Consider the following 25,926-nt stretch of genomic DNA (forward strand, 5'->3'; position numbering starts at 1 on the left):
GCATTTACCCCTTGATTCCGGAAAGTTGTATTCCTTCGACCAGATGGTTTTCCGCGTATAGCATCATAAGGATCATCGGCATCATGTAGATGGAGCATGCCGCAAAGGCGATGCCGCGCTCCCCTTCTCCGATAACCGACAAATACACAGACAATGGCTGTTTGGTCGCATCCTGCAAAAAGATAAGCGGCTGCTCCACCATGTTCCAATTATCGATGAACAGCAGCATGGCCAGAGCGGCGATGCCGGGTTTGCACAACGGCATAACGATACGCAGGAAAATTTGCAGTTGGTTGCATCCGTCGATCCGGGCCGCTTCGACATAGGCATATGGAATGTAAGTCATGAATTGGCGGAGCAAGAAGACGCCGAATGCTCCGAATATACCCGGAAATATAATCGCAAGGTAGGAATTGAGCAGTCCCAATCGATCCGCGATAATAAAATTGGGCACAAGCGTTACCTGGAACGGCATCAGCATCGTAACGATGTAGATGAAGAACAGCGGCTCCCGCATTCGGAAACGCAGCTGCGAGAATGCATATCCAGCCAGTGCCGAGACGACAATCTGTCCGGCGATGATCGGCACCGTAAGAATGACGGAGTTCCAGAACATGAACAGAAACTGCGGTTGCTTCACGAGCACGTAGTAAAATTGGGATAACGTCACCCGGTCCGGAATCCATTTCAAGCGCACATAATCGCTGTCCGCCCGCGGATCTAAGGATCTGGAAGATCCTTCGGCGGAGACTGGCGCGAGGTTCATAGTAATTTCATTTTCGCTCATCAAAGATTGGGTCAGGGTCAAGGCGATCGGAAAAACAAACAGAACGGCTAGTCCAGCCAAAACGGCAACGAGCAGCGTTTTTCGCATTCTCGCCGACATTCCCGCGATGAGCGGGCGCACTCTGAAACGAATAAACGATTTTGCGCCTTCGGATGCCATTCCCCGCAGCTCTCCCTTCCGTTTGTTATCCGCTGATAGAATTGGTGATGCGCCGTTCGACCAGAAACAGGACAAATACCAGCAATGTGATCGCCAGCGCCATCAGGAATGCAGCGCTCGTCAGCTTCTGATAGTCTAGCGATTTGAACATGTTGTTCATGTAATGCTGCATCATGTAGATATCCTCATGCGGGTACTCCCCTGCGATCATGTACGTTTCCCGAAACACTTTGAACGAATTGATGATCGAGATGATGAATACGAAAAAGGTCGTCGGAGTTAAATACACGAGAGTGATCGAACGCCACTGCCTGAATTTGCCGGCGCCGTCGATGGATGCAGCTTCGTAATAATCCACCGGAATGTTTTGCAAACCCGCGAGAAAGAGCACCATGTTGTACCCGATGTTTTTCCATAAATAAACGATAATGACGACGGCCAGCGAATTATGGCTTTCCATCCAATCTCGGGGGCTCATTCCCCAAGATTGCATCAAGCCATTAAGCGATCCGTTCAATTCGAATACGATTTGCCAGATCAGCACTACCGAAGCGACCGGAATGACGAGCGGGAACAGGAAGGAGATACGGAACAAACTCCGCAAGTACACGCTTCGATTCAGCATCATCGCAAGTCCGAGCGATAGCAGCATGTTCAGAGGAACGCTGATCGCGGTAAACCGGAAAGTGTTCCACGCGGCTCTTCGGAACACCTCGTTATGCAACAAGTCGTTGTAGTTGCGCAGCCCCACGAACGAACCGTCCACAGGTGAATCCATCAAGGAATAATAGCAGCCGATCAGGAACGGGATGAAAAAGAACAAAGCGAACCCGACCGCGCTAGGTGCCAAAAACAATCCGGCGGTGATCCCCTCGTTGAACTTTCGGCGTTTCAGCATCCGGATTCATTCCCGCCTTTCCCCGCTCACTCGTTCAAATATGTTTCTACTTTGTTCTGAATCGATTTGGCGACATCCTCCACCGATTTTTGACCGCTGAAGAACGGTTCTGATTCGGTCTGGATGAGATTGAAAATTTTATCGTCCGTTTCATCTACGGAACGGATACCTGTCATGTAGGATTCGATGTTGTCCAGCTGCACCTGGGTTACAGGCGGCACAGTCAGTTCTTTACCTTCATCAATTTGAATTGTACGGCTCTCCCCAAATGCATCGGGAGCTTTCAATTTATCCAGAAGCTGATGAAACGCGTCCTTATTGACCGGCATGCCTCTCATGCCGCTTTTGCCTTCACGTTCGACTTGGATTTCTTCGGAAAGCGCGAACTTCAGGAACTCCCAGGCCATCTCCTTATTTTTCGACTTGTCGTTAATCGACAAAGTCAAATTCGAGCGAAACGAGTATCCCTGATTCGGTGTCGTGCTTGGAGCCCGGTAAACAGTTGCATTGCCGTTGAACCTTTCTATTGGCCCTATCACGAACTCATCAACGTAACGGAATCCGCCTGCTTCGAACAACCCCGTTCCACGGCCTTTGCCTGCCGCGATCATGTCTTCGAACGACCCGGAAACGATCCCTTCGTCGATCATCGTTTTAGCCAGCGTCAGCAAATTTTTGAACTCCGGGGAATCAAAGCTCGCCTTCTTGTTTTCCATATCGACGAATTGTTCAATGCCGGGATTAAGCATCGTCAGCAGCAGTTGATCCGTGGGCAAGCCGCCAAGGGCAGTGCCGCCCTGAGGAACTAGCGGTTTCGCCAAATCGGCGAAATCCTGCCAGGACCACGTGTTGTCGTCAATTTTGGCGCCACCGAGCAAGGTGCTGTCCCCCAACCACAAGTTGGTGAATTGTACGGACGTCGGAATCGCATACAACCCTCCTTTGTATTTCATCGTATCGAACACATTGGTGAAGTATTTACTTGAATCAAACGAGGTATCGTCCGACATCAGTTTATTGATGTCGGCCAGCATATGTTTGTCGGCATATTTCTTGTACGGCAAATTATTGGTCACCAGCAAGTCCGGTCCGTGTCCGCTTGCCATCTCCGTCGTGACGGTGGAGACGAACTTCTCCATGTCGCGCTGATATTGCTGCAGAAATCCCGAAGCGCTCTTATCAACGGTGGAAGTAACGTATTCCTTGATATTAACGGTTACGCCCGGGTGCGATGCTTCGAATTTCTGCTTGAGCTCTTCGAAGAACCCCTCGGTCCTCGTGACTGCTAAGGTCAGAGTAATCGGCCCCGTATTCGGCCCCGTATTCGGCCCCGTATTCGGCTCCGTATTCGTACCGCCTCCGGAGCAAGCGGAAAGCAGCATCACAATCAACACAACAGTTAGAGATAACATATTTTTTTTCATAGTAATGACACTTCCTTATTAGAATGAATGCAATGCAAATCTTGTACACTTGTAATCATAATCCGGTGTTGTGACAATCCTGTGTCATTCCCTTTTACTCGTTTGCAAACAATCCTCCCTTGTATTTCATCGTATCGAACACATTGATGAAATATTTGCTGGAATCGAATGAGGAATCATCCGCCATCAACTTGGATATATCCGCCAGCATATGCTTGTCGGCATATTTCTTGTACGGCAAATAGTTGGTCACCAGCAGGTCCGGTCCGCGTCCGCTCGCCATCTCCGTCGTCACGGTTGTGACGTACTTCTCCATTTCACGCTGCATTTGCTGCATCGCTCCCGAAGCGCTCTTATCAATGGTGGAAGTAATGTACTCCTTGATATTCACGGTGACGCCCGGGTGAGACGCTTCGAATTTCTGTTTGAGCGTTTCGAAGAATGGCTCGGTTTTCGTGACGGCGATAGTCAGCGTATTGCCGGAAACCGAGCTTACCACGTCTCCTCCTCCTGTCGACTGCCCAAGCCCTGTATTGTTACCGCCTCCGGAGCAAGCGGAAAGCAGCATCACAATCAAAACAACAACGGTTAGGGAAAACATATATTTTTTCACTGGACAGGCACTTCCTTTTTAGGATAAATTCAATGCAAATCTTGTTCGCTTGTAATCATAATCCGGCTGTGTGACATTCCTGTGTCATCTCCGGTTATCCGTTGCTAGAAAGGTGAGACAACCGTGGATCAAACGAAAACGATTCTGATTGTCGATGACGAAACGAAAATGCGCAAGCTGCTCATCGATTTTTTCACGCATGAAGGCGGATATCGTCTTCTGAAAGCGTCGAACGGACAGGAAGCGCTCGATCTTTTTGCCCAAAACGACGTCGATTTGATCATTCTTGATATTATGATGCCGTATGTTGACGGCTTGACCGTTTGCCAGTCGGTGCGCTCCCGGTCGAACGCTATGATCGTGCTGCTGACGGCGAAATCGGAAGAAAACGACAAATTAATCGGTTATGAGCTTGGGGCGGACGATTATATTACGAAGCCATTCAGCCTCAAAGTGCTGTCTGCCAAAATCAGAGCTCTGTTCAAGCGACAGGAAATATATACGGAGACGGACCCCTCTTCGGAAGGCTGGATAAGCGCTGGAGGATTGGAAATGAACGAGCTGTCCCACGAGGTGCGAATCGACGGCAGCCGAACCGAACTGGCCCCCAAGGAGTTCGAGCTTCTCCTGTATTTATACAAACACCGCAACATCGCGCTTACGAGGGAGAAAATATTAGATCAAATTTGGGGATTCGATTACGAGGGGGATGTGCGAACCGTGGACACGCATATTAAGCGGCTCCGACAGAAACTGCGGGATCAAGCCGGACATATCGCCACCGTTATCGGATACGGGTACAAATTCCAGGTGAAGCTATGAGAAAAAGAAGCATTTCCACTAAACTGTTCGTCATTACTTCCGTCTTTTTGATCGGCTTGATCACGCTTATGATGTTTTTGCAGCTGCAAACTTTCGAATCGTATTACAAAGCGCAAAAAATATCGACGCTCAAAAACAAAATTGAGAAACTTAAAAGCTTATATGTCCCAAATAAAGATCCATTTAATTCCTTTGATTTGATGGAAGACATCAATACGCAAAATCGGCTCATCAAGGCGCTGTCTGATATGACCAACGAATCTATTTATTCAACGATTATTCGCATAGACGGCAACAACGGCATCAAAGGCAAAGTCAAGTATTTCATGTTTGAAGCACAGGCGCCGGAATTCCAAAAAAAAATGATGATGTTAATAGATCCGGCTGTGCAGGAGTGGGCATCCGACAAGGTCCGATTCACCAAAGTGATAATGAATGAGACGATTGTCTACGAGACGAAGGCTGCGCAGATCAACGACAGCAACAACAGCATCGTGCTATTCAGCTTGCTTTCCGGCAAACCTTGCTCTAAGACTATGAATTGCTCAGGTGATATGGGGGTTCAAGACGTTCTCGTCTCCGTCACTTCCTTACAGCCTGTTGGAGAAGCCGCCGGCGTTATCCGAAATTTATATCCCTATTTTCTGGCTCTGGCCGTCGTGGTTATTTTACTGCTGACCTTCCTGTATTCCCGGATGATTTCCAGGCCGCTCGTACGATTGAATGCCGTGGCTTCGCAAATGGCCAACTTGGATTTCAGCGTCCGATCCGATGTCAAATCGCAGGACGAAATCGGCAGCCTAGGCAACACGCTCAACTTCTTGTCGCAAAATTTGGATGAGACGCTGCGGCAACTTCATTCGGCCAACCGGAAGTTGACGGCGGATATTGAAAAAGAGCGTCAGCTCGAGCAGATGCGCAAGGAATTCGTCGCCGGCGTATCCCATGAACTGAAAACACCGATAAGCCTGATCAGCGGTTACGCCGAAGGATTAAAGGAGAATATCGTGGGGGAAGAACGAAGAGGGGAATATTTGGACGTCATTATGGAGGAAGCCGGGCGAATGTCCGATATCATCACTGACTTGCTCGATTTGTCCCAATTGGAATCGATGAAATATAAATTGAACGTAGCCGTATTCCCAATGGGCAAGGCGATTCACTCGATTCTAAACAAAATGTCAATCGACATCGAGAAGAAAGGAATTCGCTGCGAACTAATGTTGCTCGGGGAAGAAATCCATGTCTTTGGCGACCGTCTGCGCATCGGGCAGGTGTTGGCCAATCTGCTCAGCAATGCGATCAAGCACTCCCCTCCGGGCGGAATCATACGGATAGGTCTCTCCCGTTCTCCGGGTCAATCCGAAGCTCGAATCGACGTGTTCAACGAAGGCGACTCTATTCCGGAAGATGAATTGGCGCAAATTTGGGACGCTTTCTATAAAGTCGAGAAATCTCGCAGCCGGGATGCTAACGGGACAGGCATCGGTCTTGCCATCGTGAGCAGCATCTTGCTGCTACATGACAGCCGATTCGGCGTCGCCAATCGGCCTGGAGGAGTTAACTTCCATTTCACCCTGCCTATTGGCAAAGAGGAAATTCACTTTTGAAAACCGGCGTGTCGTTTGAAACTCACGACACGCCGCTTCCTCTTCGATTTAGTTTACATAATATTTATTGTGTATCAATTAATGTGGTTAATTAAAATCATGTTCGCCCGATTGCGGTTTTGATTAATTACATTAAATATAATCCTCGGTCATCCGCCTCGCGAATCCAAACCTGCATAAAGCCGGGCTCCCTGTTATCCCAAGCGTAGTAGGGAATGAATACACAAGGCTTTCCAGGGTCTTTCCCTTCTCCTCTCTTTCCGGTCAGAACGGTCACTCCTCCCAGCAAATCCGGATGGTGTTCGACCTGCATCCCCTCCCGTGCTGAGAAGGTACAAGCATCATAGGTTAATTCCGGATTATCCGTCTTCTCCAAGCAATAGATTATTGGACCTCGCTGAATGGCAAGACGGCCGCGATTGGCTTTGACCTCCGCCTTAGCTCTCACAACCTCTACAGGCATATCCAGTTCAAGCATAATGACGTCGCCTTCCGACCAATTTCGATCTAGAACAACGTACCCCTGCTCCGTGAGCGCTTCGACGCCAAGGAATTTCTCTCCGCCGATATTTAGCTTGTAACCTCTGCACCAGCCGGGCACGCGCAATCGAATGATGAATTTTCCCGTTCGTTCAGGTGTAACCGCGAGCTTGATCTTGCCGTCCCACGGATAATTCGTCGTTTGTTTCAGCTTGACGTTAAGCCCTCTGCCAACTTCGAATTCCACTTCGCTATTCATGAATTGATTTACGGCAAACCCATCGTCCGTCCTCGCATAAGCGTACTGGCCGATGGATGGCAGAAACCGCGCCAAATTCGTCGGGCAACAGGACGTGCCGAACCATTCCACGCGATGGTGATCGCCCTTCGATGCCAGCGGATTGACATAGAAAAATTTGTCGCCAGACAACGAAATCCCAGCCAAAGCGCCATTGTACATTTCACGCTCCACTAAGTCCGCATATTTGCCATCCCCGAACAACAGGTTCATCCGATGATTCCAGAACGCCATAGCGATTGCCGCGCATGTCTCGCAATAGGCGGTTTCGTTCGGCAGATCGTAATCATGAGTGAAGCCTTCATTATGCAAGGAAGGACCGATCCCGCCCGTTACGTACATGTTGCGCTCCACCGTGTGCGCCCAAACTCGATGCAAGGCATCGACGTAGGCTGTTTCGCCGGAAGCGTGAACGACATCCGCCATTGCCGTATACAAATACATGGCACGGACGGCGTGACCGGTTACCTTCTCGATGTCCCGAACCGGCACATCGTCCTGGCAGTATGCCGGTCCCCACTCTTCCTTGTCCCATATCGCCCCTATTCCATGACCGTGCCCGCGTTCCTTCAGCAACCAAAGAGCCAGCTTCCAATAACGCTCCTCATGAGTAGCACGATACAGCTTCACGAGCGCAAGTTCGATTTCCTCATGACCTTCCACCCAATGACGCTTTCCGGGTCCGAATAAGCTGTCATAGTGGTCAGCCATCCGGCACGCAACCTCGAGAAGCTTGCGTTTGCCCGTCGCTTCGTAATAAGCGACCGCCGCCTCGATTAAGTGGCCGCCGTTGTACATTTCGTGTTTCTCCATATCCGTCCATTTGCTATCGGGCGCTTCCAACGTATAGTAGGTACACAAATACCCATCCGTTTCCTGGGCCGCGGCTATAAGCTCGATGATACGATCTGTTTCCGCTTCCAATATCGGATCCCTGTCCAACATCAGCGAATAAGCAGCGCCTTCGAGCACTTTGTACACATCGGAGTCATTGAAATAAATGCCTTCGAATTTGCCGTCGATCAGCCCGGCCGCTTTGGCGAAGTTCGATATGCGCCCGGTATCTTCGCATTGGGCTAAGCAGGCTTTCATCGTGACGTTCTTCAGCACTTCCAGGCGCGGACGCCAGAATTCGTCGTCAATTTCAACCTTTGTAAAGGGAACGCTCTGCCATCTCTTCAATCCGGTTTCTATTTGTGTCATTCAGGATTTTCCTCTCTTTAGTTAACTTATCCTTTCAGGCCGGTCAAAGTAATCCCTTCAAGGAAGTACCGCTGTCCGATCAGAAACACGATGACGCAGGGCAGCACGACGGCTGCCGAAGCCGCCATCAGCAAATCCCACTGCGCGGTATAGGAACCTTGAAACATTTGCAGCCCGAGCGCAAGAGTAAAGAGGCTGTCGCTTTTCAAGTAAATGAGCGGTCCCATAAAATCGTTCCAGGTTCCCAGGAAGCTGAACAACGCGACCACAATAATAGCCGAACGGCTCAACGGTAAAATAATACTCCTATAGATTTGGAAATAGGTTGCACCGTCCACGAATGCCGCCTCATCGAAATCTCGCGGAATCGTTAAATAGAATTGACGAAGCAGGAAAATATTGAAGATTCCCCCGCCGAAATAAGCAGGCACGATCAACGGGTAATACGTATCGTAGAAGCCGAGCATCTGCCATCCGAGAAAGCTGGGAATAAGGGTAACGGCCACGGGCAGCATCATGCTGGACATCAGAATGCCGAATAGCATATCCCGGCCTTTCCACTGTATCCGCGAGAACCCGAACGCCGCGATACTGCTGGTAACGACAGTGCCGACAATAACGCCGACAACTATAATAAGCGTATTGGTGAAGAAAGTATCGAACGGCAAAATCGTGAGCGCTCGATGGAAATTATCCCAATGGAATGGCGTCGGAATCCACTCCGGCGGCATGGTGAATATTTGCGACAAATCCATGAGCGAGCTCCGCATCAACCATACGAATGGAATGATAAACAGGACCGAGATCAATAAAAGGGCCGAATAACCTGCAGTTAACGAAAGCTTCGATTGCCTCACGGACGCTCCCCTCCTTCGTAATGCACCCATGACTTCGAGGTTCTGAACACCAAGAAGGTGAAAAACATAATAATGAGGAACAGTACCCATGCTAACGCTGATGCATACCCCATCTCGGTATCCCGGAAACCCGTGCGCCAGAGATAGAACACGTAGAACAAGCTGCGGTTATTCGGTCCGCCCTGCGTCAAGATATAAGCTTCGTTAAACACCTGGAAGGAACCGATGATCGTCATAATGGTATTGAAGAAAATCGTCGGCGTGACCATCGGAATCGTAATGTGGCGCAGTTTGCTGTACCACCCGCCCCCATCCACGTCGATCGACTCGTAATACTGCTTCGGAATACCCGACAGCCCCGCAAGGAAAATAATAACAGTACCGCCGATACCCCACAACGTTGTGAGCACGACGGACGGAATAACGCTGCCTTCCGAATATAACCAATTGCTTGTCGGCAGATGTAACCATCCGAGCACGGAATTGGCAAGGCCCAGATCGGGATTAAGCAGCCACATCCAGATCATGGCCGATGCGACCGCAGGGACGATGCTGGGCAAGTAGATGATCGTACGGAATATGGCTCTTCCTCTCACGTTCAGGTTAAGAAGCAAGGCGATTACGAAAGAGATAATAATAACGGCGGGTACACGCAATAGTACAAAGTAAAAAGTAATGCCTAGAGATTGATAGAATAGTTCGTCTTCACCCGAGAAAAGCTTGGAATAATTATCGATTCCGACGAAAGCGGTTTGATCCTTAAACACGTTATAATCCGTCAAGCTAAGCACCAAACTGGCAATCATGGGACCCAATGTGAAGATGATAAAACCGAGTATGGCGGGCGACGTGAACAACAACCCGTAGAATAGTCCTTTTCTCATGCGTACCTCCGTTCTCGAAGCTCTCCTATTTAAGGAAACGGCGATCTTGAGCAAGAACGCCGTTTCCCGCATGATAGAATCGTTGAGTCCTTATCCCTTCACGTCGCGGCGGCCCTGAACCTGTTTCTGCGCTTTATCCGCGATTGAATCCATAGCCTCTTGAGCCGTTTGTTGGCCGAGCCATACTTTATCCAAAGCGGGATTAACGATATCCATAATCTTATTGAAGTTTTTCACGTAACCCGTCGGTGTCTGGTGGCTATTATTCAGTAGGACATCTATGATAGCATCTTTATATCCCGATGGCCGTGAATCCAGGTTTTCCGTCCATTTAGCAAGCATAGCCGGGTCCGTATACCAGTCTTTATAAGAAGGCATCCATGTACCCGCCGTAATCATGTCAATCGAGGCTTCCGGGTCTAGCAGCGCTTTCATCAATTCCCAAGCTTCTTTAGGATGTTGGGTTGACTTGAACATGGAGAACATTCCGCAAACGACTGTTGTCATGGGAGCTTTCATGGTCGGTAATACGCCGACGTTGAAGTGGAATTTCGATTGGGCCAATCCCGTGCTTGCCCATTGCCCATCGATGGCCATTGCCACTTTTTTCGTCTGAAGCGCAACGTTCGTAGCCGGAATGTTCTTGGCTTGAACTGGAGACGGTGCGACATGATGGACATTGATCAAATCCGCTACCTTCTGAAGAGCTTCCACTGCTGCCGGTTGGTTGAGCGCGAAGCTTTTCCCATCCTCGGAGACGAAGTCCCCTCCGTTGGAGTAAATAAAGTTGCTGTAGCTCCCCCACCACGTCGGAACGTTAACTCCGTATTGTTTAATGTTTTTAGGATCAAAGTCGGCATCTGCTGCATTCCTGCCCTTCGTGTCGACCGTCAGTTTCTTGGCGACTTCTACGAACTCATCCCATGTCCACGCTTCCGATGCTTTAGAAGGCGGAGGCGTCAAGCCCGCATCGTTAAAAATATCTTCGTTGTAGAACAAACCAAATGACTCCGGACCCGGAGCTAAGCCGATTACATTCCCCGGTTCAAGTGAATACGAGATATTCGGGACTAGGCTGTCCGCATTGATTTCCGGATCGGACTGGAGAAATTCCTGAAGATTGTAGAACTTGCCTTGCTCCGCCAAAGGGAAAGCAATGCTGCCGGACTCCATCATCGCGATATCCGGTACGTCATTGCCTGCAACCATTGTCGTGAGTTTCGTATCATAGTCTGCGGCAATATGCTGAAGTTTCACGGTGATGTTCGAGTATTTTGCCTCGAATTTTGCGATGGCCACCTTGTAGGCAGCTACTTCCTCCGGTGCTCCCCATACTGTCATGCGAAGCGTAATGGGCTCATTCGCCCCTTCTTTGCTAGGTGATTCTGAACTCGCCGTATTGGCGGGGGAATTGGAATTGCTGTTTCCAGAGCCCGAGTTGGACTTCGCGCAAGCGGAAACAATCGCGACCAACATCAAGACTAAAGCCATCAGAACGGTTATGGATTTCCATTGTCGTGACATATACTGAACCCCTTTCGATTTCAAACCCTATTGGTTCATAGCTGCAGTCTATGATGTTCTCATTATAGAACCAGGTATAGCGCTTACAAAACCCGAACCTGATTGGAATGGTGGATTATTATTGGGTATTCAGCGGAAGCGTGATGATCACTTTCGTTCCGGAACCCGGTATAGAGGAGATAACGACTCCATATTCTTCACCGTAAGTCATCTGGATACGGGCTATCGTGTTCTTAATGCCTATTGAAGACGATTCCCGATATAAAATAGCATTAACCGTGTCGCTGCTCATTCCCCGTCCGTTATCCGCGACTTCATAATGCCGGGTTCCTCCATCGATCCAGCCACGTATGCGGATGAGTCCTCCCGATTCGGTTTGATCGAAACCATGCAAAATGGCATTTTCGACGAACGGCTGAAAGAGCAGCCTTGGCATCTTGTAATCGTAAAGCATCGGATCAATCTCGTAGCTGACCGTGAATTTATCTTCGAATCGGACAGACATGATATAGAAGTAGTTTTTCATCCACTCGATTTCCTCGGATAGATGTACGGCTCCCCATTCCTTCCGCGAAGTATAGTGCAGCATGTTGGATAAGCACACTAGCATTTTGCTTAGTTCCTTCTGATCGTTCTCGATGGCCGTCCAGTTCATCACGTTTAACGTATTGTACAGAAAATGCGGATTCATTTGCATGTTCAGCGCGTGGATCTCCGCTTCCTGCTCCTTTAGTTTGATCTCGTAATTTTCCGAAACCAATAACCGAATCCGATCGTTCATCCGATTAAACCGCTGGAGCAAAATCCCGAATTCATCATTGGTGCCGACGACGACCTTTGTTTGGAAATCCCCTTCGCCCACGGACTTCATCGCGCCGAGCAGCTTCTTGATCGGATTCGTAATTTTGCCTGAAATAAAATAAGCGAAAATAAGCGCGGCGATTCCCATAATGAAGGCCAGCAGGGTGGATGAGGTACGGATGATGGGAACGAGACTACCGACGAGCGCGGATTCGGGCGTCATGACAATGGACATCCATCCGGTGACTTGCGAGCGATCGAAGCAGACGATCATTTCCTCGCCGTCAAGCTTCATTCTCCGCGTACCGCTGCCAACCTGTTGAAGCTGTTCTACCCAATCATCCTTATATATTTTCGTTATTTTACCGGATTCATCGCTGGCAACGACGCGATTGTCCGGATCTAGAACCAAATAGCGAGAACCGTCGGGAATGCTTTTCTCGTACAGGGATTTCAGCGCGTCGGATTTGAAGCTGATCGTTAGAACAGGCCGTTCAATGCCCGCATCCAGCTTCTCCAAGGTTGTATTGTTCAAATAAGAAAAATTAAGGAGTCGAGTCGCGGAAAATAAATGACGGAAATCGATCGATCCTTTCGCTAAATACGGTTGATCGAACATTTCCACGAAATCATAGGTGGGATACCACACCATCTTGCCTCCTGCCTGTTGCGCCGCGCGGTAAATATCCGACTTGTTCGGATCGCCTTGGGGCAACGTCTGGCCGAACGTAAAGTAAGACGTCCATAACTGGTAAGCGTACACGTCGTCGATTTGCGAGAAATATTTTCTTAAAGCATCGGATACTAGACGATCGGCGGCGAGTAAATTCGCCTCGTTGTTCGGATTCAAGCTATTGAATACTTGAAATAAATCCTTGTCCACGAACAAGGCTAGGCTGTTCTGGTCTACGATCCGCAGCTTGGTGTCCATTATCTCGTTGTTTTTCTTGACGATTTCGTACACGTTCTTCTGCGCTTGATCCGTCACGACCTGCAAGCTTGTACGATAGAAAAGGGTCCCAAGCACGATAAGCGGGACTGCAATAAGGAATATATAACTGGCTAACAATCGAGAGCGGAATGTCATCTTCATCCCTCGCCTCTCCTTTGCGGGAAGGATGTGTGTTTATAAGCTTCCGGTGACATGCCGTTCTGTTTCTTGAATACCCTGCAGAAATACTTCGTATCCTGATAGCCGCACTCTGCGGCGATTTCATATATTTTCAGCCTGTTTGCCGCAAGCAATTGCTTAGCCCTCTGCATTCTGGCCTCCATGACATGATCGGAAAACGTCGTCCCCGTACGGCTTTTGATCCATGTGCTGAAATAAGAAGGATTGAAGAAAAAATGCTCGGCAGCCCGTTCCAGCGTCAAATCTTCCTTGGCGTGCTCATGAATCCATCTCAAACATTCGGCAACGATAATCTCGCTTCTGTCCAATTGCGCTTGCTGTAACGCATCGTGCACATCCCGCAGCCTTCCCTCCAGAAGAGCCATTAGCTCTGTATAGGTTTGGCAAGCCGGAATAGCCATAACGACCGAATTCGTGAGCGCGCTCCCTACCTGTCGGTCGACGAAATCGCGAATTCTGCTTTTAATCTTCATGATAATAAGAGCGGCGGATTCTTTGATCAGGGTTGGATTCGCATGGCCGTTAGCTGCAAGTTGATTGAATGCAGTCTGGCATATGTCTATAGCAGCATTGGCATCCCTTCCTTGCAGTGCTTCGAACAGCTTCTCTCCGTCAAGAATGATGGGATTGCGGGAGGGTAAGATTTCTTCATGGAATAGAATGCCGTTCCAGCATTCATGGAAGTTATATCTATTCGCGGATTGGGCTGCTCGGTATGCTTGAGGAGCTTCCAACCATAACGACCGGCATTCCGGTCCGATCCCATGTGAAAGCTGTCCGGCCTTTGCCCATTCTGTACCTAAAGAGGTCACCCTTAAGCGAATATCCGGCATTCGATCGAGGGTATGCAGAGACGTTCGAAGGATCGTAACCGCTTGAAAAATATCTTCCTCCAAAGCGTTCAAGGGAAAAGTATGGGCTTCGCCCCATTCCGCCCATGTTTGCTCCAAGCGTTGCATCAAGCCAATGGGGTCAAGTTCGGCTTTGTTCCCAAGTTCGACGCGGAATTCCGAGAAAATAACGATCCCGTTTCCTTGTATCCAGTCCAGCTTCTCGAGCTCTTGACGCTCCGCAGCCGACAAGCTTCCGTTTAACCAGGACAGAATAAGGCGGTTTCGATAGGCAGAAGAAGTGAGGCTAAGCCGATGCTTTAGCTCCTCCGATTCCGAATACTGCCGGGATTCATCTGCGAGTAGTTCCTCGATACGCCGCAAGACGTCTTCTACCTTCTCCGCTTCCACCGGCTTCAACAGATAGTCGTAAGCCCCGTGCCGGATGGCCTTCTGGGCGTATTCAAAGAGATTATAAGCGGAAACCATCACGACCTTGGGCTGAAGGTTCTCGTCTTCAAGCTGCTTCAGAAACGCAAGACCATCCATATTGGGCATCCGGATATCGGTTAACACGACATCGGGCTCGTTAGATCTGACGGACTCCAACGCGCTTGCCCCGTCATTCGCGATAAGAACTTGATCTTCGGGCCGCAGCGTATGAATCATATTCGCCATCCCTCTGCGGTGTCTCGGCTCATCGTCCACGATCAAGATCTTCATCCCTATCATTCCTCTCCATTATTGGGAAATAACTCGACCCCAATGCGATTAATAGAAAAAAAGCACCTTCTTTTGGATAGGCGCTTTGATTGCTCGTCTTGCAGGCCAGTATAAAAAAGCTGCCTGCAATACTTTTATTATAAATAGGTTATCTACTTTTATGAAGGTAATTATGATTAGAAAGGTGGACAATTATTGGTTATTGAAGCCTGTCTGTTACCTGTCATCCCGTCGCTTCTATCCACTTAGATATCAATATTTCTAGCTTTTCTTTCTTGGCGTTCACATCATTCATATCTGTAAATTTTAATATAGCTCTGTCGCCGGTAGCCCACTCTAGCAGACCTGTGATGTCATCAAATAAAGGTTCCTTCGCTATGGTATCTCTAGCCTTGGCTCCGCAATGAAAGATAAGCCGAAAATATCCTTTGCCGTGCAAATTAAAAGTCACTCGGTCTTCATTGTTATAGCAGTAACTCGGCGCATTCCACTTTATGTGTTCCGTAAGTTGATTATCCGTACCTAGAATAATTTTTCGAACTTCCTCTATTTCCTTCTTAAAGGGATGTTCAAGATTATTCATATAATCAACTACTTGTTGATTGCCGATTGTTTCCGATTTATTCGTCATATTATTTCTCATAGGCTTGCTTCAAAGCTTTTATATCGATTTTATCCATTTGCATCATGGCTTCCATAACGTTTTGCGCTTTTCTGGCATCCTTATCTTGCAACAACTCGCCTAAAATGGTAGGAATGACCTGCCACGACAGACCGAATTTGTCCTTGAGCCAGCCGCATCTTGATTTTTCTCCGCCTTCGGACAGTTTCTCCCACAGTTCGTCTACTTCTTCTTGCGTCTCGCAGTTCACGAAAAGCGAGATGGCTTCGTTGAACTTGAAATGCGGACCGCCGTTTAAGGCCATGAATTTTTGTCCCTCAAGCTCAAATGTGGCGGACATTAGAGTCCCTTTCGGTGCAGGCGCTCCTTCTCCATAACGGGTAACGCTCACCGTTAATGAATTTTTAAAGATAGAGCTGTAAAAATCGATGGCTTCTTCAGCATTATTATTGAACCACAAGAACGGGGTGATCTTTAGCATAGATGAACATCTCCTTAGTTATCGATTTTTTATAAAGAGCCAATACTTGCCGCAAGCTTATCGAGCGACTGGTTCATGCCGATGACGGCGTATTTGGACATTTGACCCAACGTCCAGTCGTGTTCTGTGATAATGAGTTCCGTGTTGTCGCCTTGGGCTTTGAATTCGATTACGAATTTGATTTCTTTCGGGAAATCCGGGGGCATGCCCACCTCTATGGGATTCACCACGTTGCCGTCTTTGTCGGCCAAGCTCTGCGTAAATTCAAGACGCTCCAAGGGGACGATCTTCTCGTAGACGCCTGTGGAGTAGTAATCTAGACCCCCTTGTTCTTTCGGTGCACGCATGCAGAAAAGATATTTTCCACCTTCACGAAAGTCTATTTCGCATTGTGGCGAGATATAGTCCGCTGGCCCCCACCACAGCATAACGAGCTTGGGATCCGTCCAGGCCTTCCATACAAGTTCGACGGGGATATCGAATATACGGGTAATGACGAGGTCTTGTTTATTCGTGCTTTGATTCAATTGGATTGCTCCTCTTCGTTTTGGTTTTTTAAGTTTTTTTTCATTTCTGCTTTTAAGACTGCTTCCATTGCATCCAACCGTCTAGTCCATCGATGTCTCATACTCTTGGACCATTGTTCCAGTTCAACCATTGCATCGGTGTTAATTCGATAGATGCGTTGCTGCGCCCTCTTTTCCACATGCACCAAATTCGCTTCTCGAAGAATCTTCAAATGTTGGGAGATAGCTTGTGGACTGACTTGGAATTTATCGTAGATCTCGGATGCGGGAAACTCGTCATTGCCAGCAAGCATTTCCAGAATATTGCGTCGTGTTGGATCAGCGAGTGCGGAAAATATATCATTAGGCATACAACTATTTATTTTCCTCCCTTCCGCTTTGTTCCGTGGCTTTATAATAAACCAATTCCTTTATCAAGTAAATACTTAAATAAAAATAAATTTAATCTTTGGTCATCTTCAAATTTCCTTCATTTTGAATGACGATATCCATTTGAAAATCCATTTTTAAATAAGGGAGGTAATCGGTCCTCCAATGTTGCAACTGATCTCTTCGTATTTTGTTCCGGAAAAACTGTCCCAGTCCTAAAATATCCGCTTCTCTTGTCTGGACTTTAGTTAACATGCGGTTAAACCGTTTAGTAAGAAGCTTAACCAATTCATCTTTAATGACTTGGTTTGATGGGTTTCCCCTTGTTTCCAGAAGGGAGACTTTCAATTTGATCTTGCTTTTCAGGTAAGGCCTATTATTCGTTAACTTACTTCTGTTTTTAATTGTATTATTAACGATCAGCACGCTCGCGTGATCCAAAACTTCAATTTTCCCCTGAGCGCTTTCCCCGTTGAATGCATTAAATAGAAGAGTCTCATCAGAACTGATCCTGTCCACCATTTTCCCGTTTTTGATCATCGCGGAACCGATATGTTCGATGACCGTGCTCTTCCCCGATTTTACAATGGGTATAGCAACGTCATGCGTGAAGGAATGGATGCTGCGATAAACCTGCCAAACCCGCGTCAACGCGACTTGCGGATTCCATCCCGCATTTTTCTCAAAACTGTCGTAAAGGGGAGTCCCTTTGGGTTCCATTGTTTTTTGAACTTTAGGGAAAAAAAGATCGAGGTCTTCGTCGCATATGACGACTATTGCTTTAGGAGAAATATCCCGAGCTCTCATGAAACCGGTGATGCTGTCGGTTACTCCATGTTGCGCATATTTTTTATCAAAAATAATGACTTTCAAATGAAGCAAGTCGACACTGCTTTCCATATCTACGCTGATGTTATCTACCGCTTGAGTTATCGTTTTTCCAGTACCGGATATGTTTCTAATTCGAGTGGTGTGTGCAACGGGTTTCGGGATCAGGAGAATAACTTTATAGATTTGATCTTGATAGGAAACTCCCATTTGTCCACCGCAGCCCCCCTACCTCCTTTCAGCAAAAACGTCCCATTATCCCTGCGCATCAGGGGGAAAACCCTTGTTCATGTTTTTGAAAACAAACCCGGTACGTTGTAAATTTACCCGACACCTCTTGAAAATAGAACGTATGTTAAGTGTGAGAGGATAAGAGCAAATGTTCTATTTTTTAAAAAGGGAGGCCGCCTATGTTTCTGGATCATCTGACCTCCAAGGCATTTTGCCAGCAGTTCAACTCCGAGCAGGCTTGCCCCAAGGCGCTGTTCGAAGCCAGATGGACGGACGGCTTCCGTTGCCCGACTTGTCGTCATCCTCACTTTTATCTCATTCTTACGCGCAGACTGTCTCTCTACGAATGCTGCTCCTGTCGTCATCAGACGTCTGTCATCGCCGGCACCATTTGCAATTCTCCGCTTAAGTTATGACATTCGAATATCCGCTGATTGCAACTGCCCACTCAAGTCGTGACATTCAAATATCCGCTGATTGCAATTCCCCACTCAAGTCGTGACATTCGAATATCCGCTTATTAGCAACTTACTTCTGATGAAAGGGGATAATGGTACCTTTTCTCCGAATAGCACGGAAATTAAGTGCCGATTTATTCCTGTATTTCCCAAATAAATAGATGTCTATAAACTTCCTGATCGTACAAAAAAAGCCGCAATTGTGCGGCTTTAGTGGATTTATATTAGGTTCTTTGTCTATTTGAATCTATCATAGACTCGGTACGGTAACGGATAAATTCGGAGTAACCTTCAGGATAATAACAGAGCTTCAAAAATAATATAAAACCGGGGGCTGTTGCGGTCCCCTCCCCGTTAGAGCTTGTACTCATTCCTTCTGGTTTTTCACCCCTTCTCCCGCGCCCACATATGTTGGTAGAAAAAAGCAGGTGTACACTGTTGAATCGCCAGCCAAGCATCATCACCTTTCCTCAAGACGCGGCAAGCCATCCGATCTCAAACGTAGAGTGGTGGTACTGTTACGCGCTGCTATTGGGGAGTCACGGCAACCGCTACACTGTGATGGCTTCGTTTTTCCGTGTCGGGGAACTTGCCGTACCCAAAGGCCATTACATGATTCACTCCTTGATCAGATTGAATACAAACCATATCGAGAGCCATTCCGAGCTGGATCGGATGCTCTCTTATCAGATGGCTGGCGTATACCTCCCGGCCTATCTGATTAAGAATCCAAGAGATAGACATACGTGGAATCAATATAAGCATTTGCTGAAGGGCTCCCTGCCCTCGCCCCATCGTTTCATGAAGACAGCTGCTACCGTTCAAACTCGCCCTACCCGATTAACCTACGGGAGCAACCGGATGACGTTCAAGGACGATCTCCGGTCCGACTTCCAGCTGCAGCTGACGTCCAAGACCGCTCGCATTCGCTTAAATTACGTCCCTTTTAAGCCCATTTCTCTCATCGACGAAAAAGGAAAAGTGAACGGGCTCCGTTATTATTCCGTGACCCGAAACCGAGTGTTCGGAGAGCTGTATGCGGACGGACGCGCGGAAATGCTGTGGGGCGAAGGCTGGTTCGACCATCAGTGGGGACGAAATTACGGTTTGCTCCAAGGCGAAGGCTGGGATTGGTTTGGGATTCAGCTGATTGACGGCAATGATTTGTTGATCAACCGTTTGCGCCAAGCGGATGCGTCGGATGCGCCCTACTCGGTCGCGAAGCTAATCCGGAAGGATGGCTCGGTGACCACGTCTGAATGGGTCAAACTCCAGCCAACGAAGCATTGGGACAGTAGCTTAACATCGGCCCATTACCCTGTGGAATGGCAAATCTCCCTTCCCGACTTCTCTATGGAACTGCAAGTAACCCCTCTCTTGAAAGAACAAGAGATACCGATTATAGGACCCCTTCAGGCGATCTGGGAAGGCGTATGCATCGTAACCGGTAAAGCGCGATCCTCAAACGGCAACTATTATCCGGTGAAAGGTCACGGCTTCGTCGACCTGGTCGGCTATCCGCAATTGTCATAGCCATAATATGGCGTAAGATGATAATTTACCAGAGAAGCAACTGTTCATTGGATTTCGAATGGAGCTGTCGTTTGCAAGTGTTCTACCTTCTCATAAGGCGTTTGACTTCAGTATAGTTGCGTTGATTTCGCAAAACTAGCTGACGATTCCTAGAAAGAGTGGTCAGAATACAGAATTAGGCTATCCGAATTTTTGCGAGTTCCCTCAACGAAACCGATTGCAGAATTCAACGAATCGGTCGTATGACGTAGAATATACATGGAAGAGTCCGTAGCCGTGGCCCGATTCGAACGTATGAAACTTATTAGCGATTTTCTGATAGATACGGTTCGTATAGGAATTGTCGGCCGCCGTAGGGATCCTCACTTCCGTCACATCGCTCGCGGCATTCCCAATTTGTTCCGCCAACACCTGTAAGCCCCTTATGAAGGTTCGGTTATTCCGATAATCGTCCGTAAAATAGCAATTGCCCAGAACTGCGATATGCTTGTACTCGAAACCATGTTCTTCCATTCCAAGAACGAAGCTGCCGATACCTACGATATGATTCGTTCGGTCTCTCAGAATGGCGCCTCTTCCATGTTTCATAACATTTTTGACGTCTACGAGTGCATGGCTGATCTTATAATCCGGAATAATGCGATGACGATGTTCAACGTAAAATTCCGTAAACGCGCTCCAATGACCGGTGTTGCGGCAAATCTCGAATCGAACCATCCCAGTTGCACTCCTTATTGGAATTAACTATTAAACTAACAAATTTTATAGATAATACCTTGTAGTTTTTAAATATATAGATTATATTTCTAATTAAGATAATATAAGGAGGTGAACAAACATGGGCGCTCCGGCATGCAATCCACCAATGGCAATAACTGCGCAAGAAGCAAGAGATCAAGTTACAAAAGAAGCTTTAGCAAAAAATTAATCTTCCTCCATTCAGGTGGCCGGCAGCGATGCCGGCCATTTGCGTGGAATAGCGTCCGCCTTTCACGCGCTGTGGCGGGAGGCGTAAACAAGCAATCTTTCCGGGATGACCCGATAGTAATCCAACATTCCGCAGGGATGTTCAGATGTGTGAATCAGCTCTGCGAATTTGCCGAACAACCGCCTGTTGATAGCGGAAGGATTAGCATAGAAGGCAATCTCCCTGATTTCGCTCGGCGAATCAAGTATCATCCCGGCAAGCGTACGCATCGCCTCCGTCAGCATCCTTCCGCTGCGCATCCGCTTCTCGATAAACAGGAGATGAACCTCGATTTTCGTCCGGTCCTGATATTTGTCCTCTCCTGTTCCAGAGGTATACGCAAGTACCCCCGCGATTTCGCCGCTGCTGTCCAGACCAATCATAAGCCCATTATCGTACATGGAGCATAGGAGCGAGGACAGTACCGTACTCCATTGATATGGAACTCCGAGATGTTCGCCGTTTCTGCTCAACAATATCACCGCGCTTTCCTTGGCGGCTTCACTATCTGCCGTTAACCATTGGTTCATTGGGCATTGCTCCTTTGTTTTCGCGTCTGAAGCGATGTTTCGAGCGCTTCGCGGATGGATGGGTATTGGGTCATCAGGGGATTGAAGTTATCGCGGGACAACGACAAGCAGAGACATGGCAATTGAGTAACGATGCTTGCCGTACGCGGAACGTCATGCATCAGCGCAATCTCTCCAAAATGATCTCCGTCTTCCAATACTGCCAGTTTCTTGCATTCCCCTGTATCCAAAATCCGAACGACCTCTACTTTGCCCCGCACAATAATGTAAAACTTGTCTCCCTCATCCCCCTGCTCCACCACATGAACGCCTGCTTCGAATTTTTCCGTGACGAATAGCCGGGAGATCTCCTGCAGTGCAGCTGGCTCGAACCCCCGAAAGAAAGTAAATTGTTCCAGCCGGTTCGAATCCACTTGAACGCTGCCTCCGCCCTTTGACAGTGAAAAGCCCTGCTGCTTGTCCCACATGCGACGGTACGGGCCATTGCATCCCATCAACTCTTCGTGAGAGCCAGTTTCTGCCACCCTGCCCTGTTCGAGAACGATAATGCGCTCGGACATAGCTGCGTAAGCCAAACGATGCGTTACCGATACGATCGCCCGGGTGCGTGACAACGACAATATCGTCTCGTTAACCGAGCGCTCCGTGTCGGGATCGAGGGCAGATGTCGCTTCGTCCAGAAACAGTATTCTCGGCATGCGAATAAGCGCCCGGGCCAGAGCGATCCGCTGCTTCTGTCCGCCTGACAGATTATCCCCGTGATTGTGAATCTGCGTTTCGTATCCGTCAGTGAAGCCAAGGATTGTGTCATGTATTCCCGCAGCGCGGGCAGCCTCCTCGATATCCCGCTCCTCTGCTTCCGGTCTACCGATGCGGATGTTGTCCCGGATTGATGCGTTGAATAAAATCGAATCCTGGAAAACGATGCCTACCTGCCGAAGCAGCGAAGCGTAATCGGTTTCCCGGATATCCTCATCGTCGTATAAAACCTCGCCTACGCTCGGATCTTCGAACCTGAGCAACAACTGGAGCACTGTACTCTTGCCCGATCCGCTGGCGCCGACAATAGACGTATAGCCGGTTGCGGAAATGGAGAGATCGAGATCGCGCAACACCGGCTCCCCTGGGACGTAAGCAAAAGAAACGTCGCGCAGCGCAATCTCGCGTTTTACCGGCGCAAGCACCCGGCTGCCGCGCTCGGCAACCTCGGGCTGCCAATCAAGTACCTTCTGCAGACGAAGAAAACTTGTTCTTGCAGACAAGATATATGGCAGTAAAGCGGATACGCCAAACATCGATTGGCCAACTGTGATAAATATAGAATTGTATGCAATAAAGCTTCCGATCGAGAGTCGTCCATTAAAAGTGAGGTAGCTCCCGTATCCGAGAATGATTGCCGTTAATACTGAAATGGCAAGCATCGGCAAACGATTCAAGTTGGCATTCACGAAGCTTCGTTTGACGCCGATCGACAGCATGGCACTAAGATTACCCTCGATGCGCGTCAGCATCGTTTTACGCAGATCGAATCCCCTGATCACCTTGTATGCTTTGATGTTCTCGTCGATCGCTCCAGTAAAATTCCCCAACTGCGCGTAATATGCCTCATTTAGCATCAGAGATCGGGTTTTAAGCATGCGGTATGGCAGGAAGAGCAAAACTGAGCCTCCGATGGCAAGCAAAGTAAGCTTCCACTCCATCGAGAACAAAATTGCAAGGCCGACCATGACGCTCAGAACCGAAATGAGACCCCCCGATAGCATCTGTAACGAAGACGCTTGAATATTGGGAATGTCATCGGTAAACCGGGCGAGAATATCTCCAATACGAAATCGTTCATAGAAACGATGAGACTGCATTTGCATATGCCTAAACAGCTTCATGCGGTAATCGAATAGCAGTTGGCTGCCAAGCTTTGCTTTGGCGTAATCGCCCATAATGCCCGTAATCACGTTCAGCAGCCCTATCATGATAAGCGAACCCACAATGATCGCCAAGACCGTTGCATCTTTGGGAATCAAGGCTTTATCGATCAAATATTTGAAGCTCAGCGCGGATAGATAATGGAACAAGAGCTCGAACAAAGCCCCGAGTGAGATCATCGCAAATAAGAGGGGAGACGATCGAATATAAGTGCTAATTGTTTTGAACAACATTCTGCCCATCTCCTTCGTACTTACTTGCTATGCACTATTTTACATGGACGATATACTTATAAACTGAAAAGAAAGCGCTTCATGTCAAGTATTGTCGAAAACAGGAACGAAAATTTGTGCAGGATGTTCAGTCGATGTACCCCAAAACGCACCAAAAGCCAACAACCGAATGTGTTGCGGCTTCGGTTGTTAGCTCATCGTTACTCTCTGTTTTGCTTTACTTGCTTTTTTTCGTAAGCATTTTCAGTATTACCGTGACAGCCTCAGCCCTGGTTGTTACGCCATTGGGAGCGAATTTACCGGCGCCTTTGCCTTGTACAAGGCCCAATTCCTTCACGGCAGCCACTGCACCTTTCGCCCAAACGGGAATGTCCTTGTCATCCGCAAAGCCCGTTTCGGTATTGGATTGTATCGTTAGATCAAGCGCATTCGCAATCATCGCTGCCATCTCGGCGCGTGTAATTTGGGCATCCGGACGGAAAGACCCATCCTTATAGCCTTTAATAATACCTGCTTGTATCGCTTGTTTCACCGCACGCTGTGCCCAGCTTGCGATTTTAGCTGCATCTGCGAACGCCAGATCCGCTCCCTCTTCCTTCGGCTTGAGCGCATTCACCAGCATGACCGCAAATTCCGCGCGCGTCACCGTTTTCCCGGGCTTAAACGTTCCATCCGCATACCCGGTGACGATTCCGGCATTTACCGCTTGCTTGATGTTGGCCTCAGCCCAGTGTCCCGCGATGTCACTGAAGTTTATATTCGGTTTTGTATCCGTATCCGGCACTTCCGACACTTTATCTGCCGCAAATACGGCGAACTTCGTAAAGTGATTGACCTCTACCGTGATGCGATTGCCGTTTATCTGACCTCCGACTTCCTCCCATTTCTTCTTCACTTCGTCAAATAGTACACGGATGCTCTTTGATTGTTCTTCAAGCTTGCAGGATCGAATGATAAAGTTAATGTGACCGGTTTGCTGAAGTTCTCCGAGAAATTTTTCAAAATCTCATAGATTGGACTGGCTAGAACGTCTTTCTCCGTTAGAAGTTTCTGAGCGTCCAACACTTTTTCTATCGTCAGTTTCAATTCCTTGCCTGAGGCATCTGCCGGAATCGAGACCGTGACCGCAGTTCCTAAACTAACCTCGCCAGATTTACCTATTGGTAACGTTAATTGACCATTCGTTGCCGTCACCTTTATATCACCGGTACTGACATTGCCACTGCCCGTCTCTGGTTGGGAGGTGCTGATAGCCGTCCATTTCGCATAAAGCGTAGTATCGTAGATAATGGCGGTTCCCGCAAAATTGAACACGTTCGTCAAGCTGCTGTCGGAATACCAGCCTCCGAATGTGTAACCCGCCCTCGCAGGGGCAGTCGGCTCAGTTGCGTGACCATTAATAATCACCGTCTGGGCATTGACTGTCGATCCCCCGTTGCTGTTAAAATTTACGGAAGCTTTAGGAGTAATGTTAGCGATATGAATTAGTTTCGTAGTGGAGTTACCCGCGATATCTTTCGCATATACAGTGTAATCGCCATTCTCCGTGACCGTGAATTGCTTCCCGGTCGTTATGTCCGTTCCGCTGGCAGTAAAATAATTGGCATCGCGAGTACCTTTGTCCCATTTGACCAGGGCGACTCCGTTGCCGATATCGACGCCGTGAGCGGCGACAGCCGCCGTTATTGTCACGGTTCCATCGGTTGTCGTTACCGGCGCGGCGCTTAACGTTATAGCAGGCTGATCCGTAATGATATTGGCCACGTCGATCGTTTCAATCTTCTCATTGCCCGCCTCATCCATAACGTATACGGTGTAAGTTCCGTTCGTGGTTGCGGTGAAGCTTGCCTTGTAACCCCCCCACTCGCAATCATCCCACTCGTCGCATCCGTCCCACACTTCTTCTAACTCCAACTCCTCGCCTTCATCCGCGAAATAGGCCTCGTTTTGTTCGCCGCTCGCCCATTTCGCCTCAGCGATGTCGCTGCCCGTGTCGTCGGTAGTTACGATTACCGTAACCTCGTCGTTCGTCGGACCGGACGGAGAGAGTTCCACTTGGATCGTCGGTTTTTCCTTATCGATCTGGTAGACTTCAACCTGATTTACGGTCTCGTTGCCTAGCTTATCTCGCGCAAAGATCGTATAAATTCCATTTTCGCTGACGGTAAAGCTGTTATCG

At 48.4% G+C, this 25,926-nt stretch carries 24 protein-coding genes; 4 read left to right on the top strand and 20 right to left on the bottom strand.

The genetic code is table 11. The features are described 5' to 3' along the window. Positions 1–4: 4 nt before the first annotated feature. The 4 genes from K7P76_RS26080 to K7P76_RS26095 form a co-directional block, all read right to left on the bottom strand. Entirely contained in the window at positions 5–946 is a 942-nt protein-coding gene (locus tag K7P76_RS26080) for a carbohydrate ABC transporter permease (protein ID WP_309244793.1), read from the bottom strand. A 25-nt stretch (positions 947–971) separates the two neighbouring features. Next, positions 972–1,844, bottom strand: a complete 873-nt coding sequence (locus tag K7P76_RS26085; protein ID WP_232189005.1) for a carbohydrate ABC transporter permease — start codon at positions 1,842–1,844, stop codon at positions 972–974. 26 nt (positions 1,845–1,870) lie between these two features. Next, complete coding sequence (locus K7P76_RS26090; RefSeq protein WP_232189006.1) at positions 1,871–3,268, bottom strand: ABC transporter substrate-binding protein; 1,398 nt, start codon at positions 3,266–3,268, stop codon at positions 1,871–1,873. A 94-nt stretch (positions 3,269–3,362) separates the two neighbouring features. Next, entirely contained in the window at positions 3,363–3,881 is a 519-nt protein-coding gene (locus K7P76_RS26095) for an extracellular solute-binding protein (RefSeq protein ID WP_232189007.1), read from the bottom strand. Between the two features lie 123 nt (positions 3,882–4,004). Here K7P76_RS26095 and K7P76_RS26100 point away from each other — a divergent pair, with 123 nt between their 5' ends. Then, entirely contained in the window at positions 4,005–4,703 is a 699-nt protein-coding gene (locus K7P76_RS26100) for a response regulator transcription factor (protein ID WP_309244794.1), read from the top strand. Continuing rightward, on the top strand, positions 4,700–6,313 hold the full coding sequence (locus K7P76_RS26105) for a sensor histidine kinase (RefSeq protein WP_232189008.1): 1,614 nt from the start codon (positions 4,700–4,702) through the stop codon (positions 6,311–6,313). Before K7P76_RS26100 ends, K7P76_RS26105 begins: the two co-directional genes overlap by 4 nt. 127 nt (positions 6,314–6,440) lie before the next feature. On the opposite strand, the gene K7P76_RS26110 is transcribed toward K7P76_RS26105, so the two are convergent. The 11 genes from K7P76_RS26110 to K7P76_RS26160 all read right to left on the bottom strand — a co-directional run bounded on the left by K7P76_RS26110 (position 6,441) and on the right by K7P76_RS26160 (position 18,082). After that, on the bottom strand, positions 6,441–8,294 hold the full coding sequence (locus K7P76_RS26110; RefSeq protein WP_232189009.1) for a glycoside hydrolase family 127 protein: 1,854 nt from the start codon (positions 8,292–8,294) through the stop codon (positions 6,441–6,443). A gap of 26 nt (positions 8,295–8,320) precedes the next feature. Continuing rightward, positions 8,321–9,151, bottom strand: a complete 831-nt coding sequence (locus tag K7P76_RS26115) for a carbohydrate ABC transporter permease (RefSeq protein ID WP_232189010.1) — start codon at positions 9,149–9,151, stop codon at positions 8,321–8,323. Continuing rightward, positions 9,148–10,035: a carbohydrate ABC transporter permease gene (locus tag K7P76_RS26120; protein WP_232189011.1), complete on the bottom strand. Its 888-nt coding sequence runs from the start codon at positions 10,033–10,035 to the stop codon at positions 9,148–9,150. Before K7P76_RS26120 ends, K7P76_RS26115 begins: the two co-directional genes overlap by 4 nt. A gap of 90 nt (positions 10,036–10,125) precedes the next feature. Next, a complete protein-coding gene (locus K7P76_RS26125) occupies positions 10,126–11,559 on the bottom strand; it encodes an ABC transporter substrate-binding protein (RefSeq protein ID WP_232189012.1) in 1,434 nt (477 codons plus the stop codon). Between the two features lie 118 nt (positions 11,560–11,677). Then, complete coding sequence (locus K7P76_RS26130) at positions 11,678–13,453, bottom strand: cache domain-containing sensor histidine kinase (protein ID WP_232189013.1); 1,776 nt, start codon at positions 13,451–13,453, stop codon at positions 11,678–11,680. After that, complete coding sequence (locus tag K7P76_RS26135; protein ID WP_232189014.1) at positions 13,450–15,045, bottom strand: response regulator transcription factor; 1,596 nt, start codon at positions 15,043–15,045, stop codon at positions 13,450–13,452. Before K7P76_RS26135 ends, K7P76_RS26130 begins: the two co-directional genes overlap by 4 nt. Positions 15,046–15,268: 223 nt before the next feature. Continuing rightward, positions 15,269–15,676: a DUF1801 domain-containing protein gene (locus tag K7P76_RS26140; RefSeq protein WP_232189015.1), complete on the bottom strand. Its 408-nt coding sequence runs from the start codon at positions 15,674–15,676 to the stop codon at positions 15,269–15,271. Between the two features lies 1 nt (position 15,677). Beyond that, entirely contained in the window at positions 15,678–16,148 is a 471-nt protein-coding gene (locus K7P76_RS26145; protein ID WP_232189016.1) for a VOC family protein, read from the bottom strand. 29 nt (positions 16,149–16,177) lie between these two features. After that, positions 16,178–16,675 carry an SRPBCC family protein gene (locus K7P76_RS26150; RefSeq protein WP_232189017.1) on the bottom strand — a complete coding sequence of 166 codons (498 nt, stop codon included), beginning with the start codon at positions 16,673–16,675 and terminating at the stop codon, positions 16,178–16,180. Further along, positions 16,672–17,025, bottom strand: a complete 354-nt coding sequence (locus K7P76_RS26155; protein WP_232189018.1) for an ArsR/SmtB family transcription factor — start codon at positions 17,023–17,025, stop codon at positions 16,672–16,674. The genes K7P76_RS26150 and K7P76_RS26155 overlap by 4 nt, the downstream gene beginning before the upstream one ends. Positions 17,026–17,116: 91 nt before the next feature. After that, complete coding sequence (locus K7P76_RS26160) at positions 17,117–18,082, bottom strand: Ger(x)C family spore germination protein (RefSeq protein ID WP_232189019.1); 966 nt, start codon at positions 18,080–18,082, stop codon at positions 17,117–17,119. A 200-nt stretch (positions 18,083–18,282) separates the two neighbouring features. Here K7P76_RS26160 and K7P76_RS26165 point away from each other — a divergent pair, with 200 nt between their 5' ends. After that, positions 18,283–18,519 carry a transposase gene (locus K7P76_RS26165; protein ID WP_232189020.1) on the top strand — a complete coding sequence of 79 codons (237 nt, stop codon included), beginning with the start codon at positions 18,283–18,285 and terminating at the stop codon, positions 18,517–18,519. Between the two features lie 480 nt (positions 18,520–18,999). Further along, positions 19,000–20,094 carry a lipocalin-like domain-containing protein gene (locus K7P76_RS26170; RefSeq protein WP_232189021.1) on the top strand — a complete coding sequence of 365 codons (1,095 nt, stop codon included), beginning with the start codon at positions 19,000–19,002 and terminating at the stop codon, positions 20,092–20,094. Between the two features lie 204 nt (positions 20,095–20,298). On the opposite strand, the gene K7P76_RS26175 is transcribed toward K7P76_RS26170, so the two are convergent. From K7P76_RS26175 to K7P76_RS26195, 5 genes are all read right to left on the bottom strand, one after another. Continuing rightward, a complete protein-coding gene (locus K7P76_RS26175) occupies positions 20,299–20,811 on the bottom strand; it encodes a hypothetical protein (protein WP_232189022.1) in 513 nt (170 codons plus the stop codon). A gap of 273 nt (positions 20,812–21,084) precedes the next feature. Then, entirely contained in the window at positions 21,085–21,591 is a 507-nt protein-coding gene (locus K7P76_RS26180) for a hypothetical protein (RefSeq protein WP_232189023.1), read from the bottom strand. After that, positions 21,588–23,747 carry an ABC transporter transmembrane domain-containing protein gene (locus K7P76_RS26185; RefSeq protein WP_232189024.1) on the bottom strand — a complete coding sequence of 720 codons (2,160 nt, stop codon included), beginning with the start codon at positions 23,745–23,747 and terminating at the stop codon, positions 21,588–21,590. The genes K7P76_RS26180 and K7P76_RS26185 overlap by 4 nt, the downstream gene beginning before the upstream one ends. A gap of 217 nt (positions 23,748–23,964) precedes the next feature. Next, a complete protein-coding gene (locus K7P76_RS33535; protein WP_232189025.1) occupies positions 23,965–24,642 on the bottom strand; it encodes an S-layer homology domain-containing protein in 678 nt (225 codons plus the stop codon). Continuing rightward, positions 24,639–25,802 carry an InlB B-repeat-containing protein gene (locus tag K7P76_RS26195; protein ID WP_232189026.1) on the bottom strand — a complete coding sequence of 388 codons (1,164 nt, stop codon included), beginning with the start codon at positions 25,800–25,802 and terminating at the stop codon, positions 24,639–24,641. The genes K7P76_RS33535 and K7P76_RS26195 overlap by 4 nt, the downstream gene beginning before the upstream one ends. Positions 25,803–25,926 lie beyond the last annotated feature (124 nt).

This window comes from Cohnella silvisoli (assembly GCF_021190915.1).
GTDB classification, from domain to species: domain Bacteria; phylum Bacillota; class Bacilli; order Paenibacillales; family Paenibacillaceae; genus Cohnella; species Cohnella silvisoli.